Origin of the sequence: Ancylomarina sp. (genome assembly GCF_041555295.1) — a bacterium.
Classification (GTDB): domain Bacteria; phylum Bacteroidota; class Bacteroidia; order Bacteroidales; family Marinifilaceae; genus Ancylomarina.
Genome location: NZ_JBFFKR010000358.1, coordinates 1 through 2918, shown reverse-complemented (window position 1 = coordinate 2918; position 2918 = coordinate 1). Strand labels below are relative to the sequence as shown.

General features: G+C 36.4%; 3 protein-coding genes. All 3 read left to right on the top strand.

The window, feature by feature from the left end; genetic code table 11:
* The first annotated feature begins 771 nt into the window (after positions 1 to 771).
* Positions 772 to 1059 carry a citrate lyase acyl carrier protein gene (gene citD, locus ABY905_RS15885; RefSeq protein ID WP_372645638.1) on the top strand — a complete coding sequence of 96 codons (288 nt, stop codon included), beginning with the start codon at positions 772 to 774 and terminating at the stop codon, positions 1057 to 1059.
* Complete coding sequence (locus tag ABY905_RS15880; RefSeq protein ID WP_372645636.1) at positions 1059 to 1955, top strand: CoA ester lyase; 897 nt, start codon at positions 1059 to 1061, stop codon at positions 1953 to 1955. The genes citD and ABY905_RS15880 overlap by 1 nt, the downstream gene beginning before the upstream one ends.
* A gap of 150 nt (positions 1956 to 2105) precedes the next feature.
* The coding region (locus tag ABY905_RS15875) for a citrate lyase subunit alpha (protein WP_372645634.1) at positions 2106 to 2918 on the top strand (813 nt) is incomplete at its 3' end.

The following is a 2918-nucleotide window of genomic DNA, read 5'->3' as shown; positions in this document are numbered from 1 at the left end:
CATGATAATCTGGCAACAGGTTATCGGATAACTTTAAGAAAGCCTCAGTATTCATTTACTGAGGCTTTTTTTGAGCATATCCCATATTAAAATAGTTATCTCAAGCTTAAGTGTTTTGATTGCCTGAAAGCTATCAAAACAATAATTAAGGACGAGGTAATGTTTTGAATGACTGATGTTAGTATTCTCCTTATTTCATCTTATTCTTAATTGTTGAAAATGTTGAAAATTTTCCAGCAAACGTTTGCGATATTTCAAAATGAAAAGCTATATTGCACTCGCTTTTGAAAAAAGGGGCCTCCCTTTTACAAAGCAAACTCTTATACTAACCGATAAGATTTCACTAACCGCTAATCCGCAAAGAATCCTACAGGCCACTGTAGGATTTTTTTTATTTTGAAACTTCCCTTTTCAGGTTTATCTTGTACTTTTCCTACTGCGAATGCTGATTATTAGCACTTATATGGTCTTTAGAGAAGTGCTAATGTGAATAAATTAGAGAATTATATCTTTAATCTGTTTTATAACACTTTTAGTTGACAAAAAAATAAGCTAAAGTCCTTTGATCTTTTTTTAAAGACTGCAACATTTGTACACTGAAAATCACTTAGGATTTTGAATTGAAATCATCTGGATAATGATGTTTGTTTAGATTGATTTGTAATTTGATTCTCATTGATTTTCTTTAGGTTTATCACAAATAATTAAAGTTCGTATACGTTTATTTTTAAGAAATTGAATACGAATAATAACAACTAACGATACAAAATAATGACACCTAAGTTTAAAGCTCAAGCTGGAACTTTTGAATCGAGCGACATTATGGTTCTAATTGAACCCGTTGCCGAGGGATCTGGAAGACAGGTTGACATTTCCTCAACTGTAATGCTACAGTTTGAAGAGGATATTAAAGCATGCATCAATCAGGTTTTAGATGTAATGGAAATTGAAAATGTGCACCTTATTGCAAAAGATAAAGGCGCATTAACACCAACCATTAAAGCCAGAGTTGAAACCGCTGTTAAACGTTCTTTAGGTATTCAGGAGGGTACATTGTAATGGCTAAGAAAAAAAGAAGATCAATGTTGTACATCCCGGGTAATAATCCGGCTATGATTCAACAAGCGGGTGTTTATGGCTGTGACGCTGTATTACTTGATTTGGAAGATGCTGTTGCATTGAACCAAAAAGATGCTGCTCGTATTTTGGTACGTAGTATGCTCGAAACTGTAAATTTTTACGATACTGAAGTTTGTGTTCGTGTAAACAACTTGCAAACTCCATTTGGATTGGCTGATTTGGAGGAGATTGTTCCTATGCAACCAGACAATATTCGTTTCCCTAAAACAGAATCGGTTCAGGATGTTAAAGATTTCATGAAAGAAGTTCGAAGAATCGAAAAGAAGCATGGTATCACAGATCCTAAGATGACCATTCATGTGATGATTGAAACGGCAAAAGGTGTTGCAAATGTATATGATATTGCTGCTTGCGAGCCTCGTGTTGATGCAATTACAATTGGTGGTCAGGATTTGACGGCTGATATGGGTATTGTGAAAACACCAGATGGAGCAGGTATCGATTATGCTCGAAAGCGAATTGTAATGGCGGGTAAGGCTAACAACTTAGATGTGTTAGATACTGTATTTGCTGACATAAATGATGAGCAAGGCCTTAAGGAAGAGACTGAATACATCAAGAAATTGGGTTTTGCTGGAAAAGCCTTGATTAATCCTCGTCAGGTTGATCCTGTGCATGAGGTATTCAATCCTAGCGAAAACGAAGTTCGTAAAGCTTACCGCGTGTATTCTGAATTCTATACGAATACTAAAGCGGGAATCGGTGTTTTTGCTATTGATGGTAAAATGATTGATGCTCCTGTTGTTCAGCGTGCCATCACCATTTTGGAATACGCTAATATCGATATTAAGGATATTGAGAAGAGTTTAGACTAATCAATTTACAAGCAACAATTTGTATCCCGATTGCTATTGGGAAGCGATTAATTATAAAACAATGAAACGAGCCATATAGAATACTTCTGTATATATGAGTATGATTATAATGGCGACTTCCATGTGGTATAAATATGAAATCATAAACACATGAAAAACGCATTAGGAGTTGAAATCCCTGAATATATAGAAGGTATTGGCGAATTGAAGCCATATCAAGGTGTTTGGAAAAGTATCATTGAAGATGAAGTTCCATGTACCAACATTTCACGTACATTAAAAGCTAAAAAAGCGCATACATCAAAGTTCTGTTCTTCATTAGAGGAGGCAATTAAAAAGTGTAAGCCTTTCGATGGTATGACGGTAACTTGTCATCATCACCTTCGTGGAGGAGATGGTGTATTGATGCAAACTATCGAGATTTTAGATGCGATGGGAATCAAAGATATTACTTTGGCTTCTTCTTCATTAACATCAGCTCACGACGGTTTAGTTCCTTATGTAGAGAGCGGAATGATTACTAAGATTTTTTCTTCAGGAATTAGAGGACGTCTTGGCGAAATCATCTCGATGGGTAAATTGAAGCATCCTGCTATTATTCACTCACATGGTGGTCGTGTTCGCGATTTCTTAACGGGTAGAATTAAGCCGGATTTGTCAGTACTTGCTGCATCAGCTGCTGATGAGGAAGGTAATTCAACTGGCTCTCATGGACCATCAGCCTTTGGTTCTATGGGGTATGCTGATATTGATGCAAGATATTCTAAGAACGTGATTATCGTTACTGATAATATGGTTGAATATCCTTGTGTTCCAAGCACTGTTCGTCAGCATTTTGTTGATTATGTGGTAAAAGTGGATAGTATTGGTGATGCTTCTAAGATTGCATCTGGTACAACTCGTATCACATCGTCACCGATGGACTTGCGTATTGCTCGTATTGCTGCTACAGTAATCGAACAT

Bases quoted from the DNA above. Each gene is read 5' to 3' on its own strand.
- ABY905_RS15880 (WP_372645636.1), top strand. From the start codon at position 1,059: ATGGCTAAGAAAAAAAGAAGATCAATGTTGTACATCCCGGGTAATAAT.
- citD (WP_372645638.1), top strand. From the start codon at position 772: ATGACACCTAAGTTTAAAGCTCAAGCTGGAACTTTTGAATCGAGCGAC.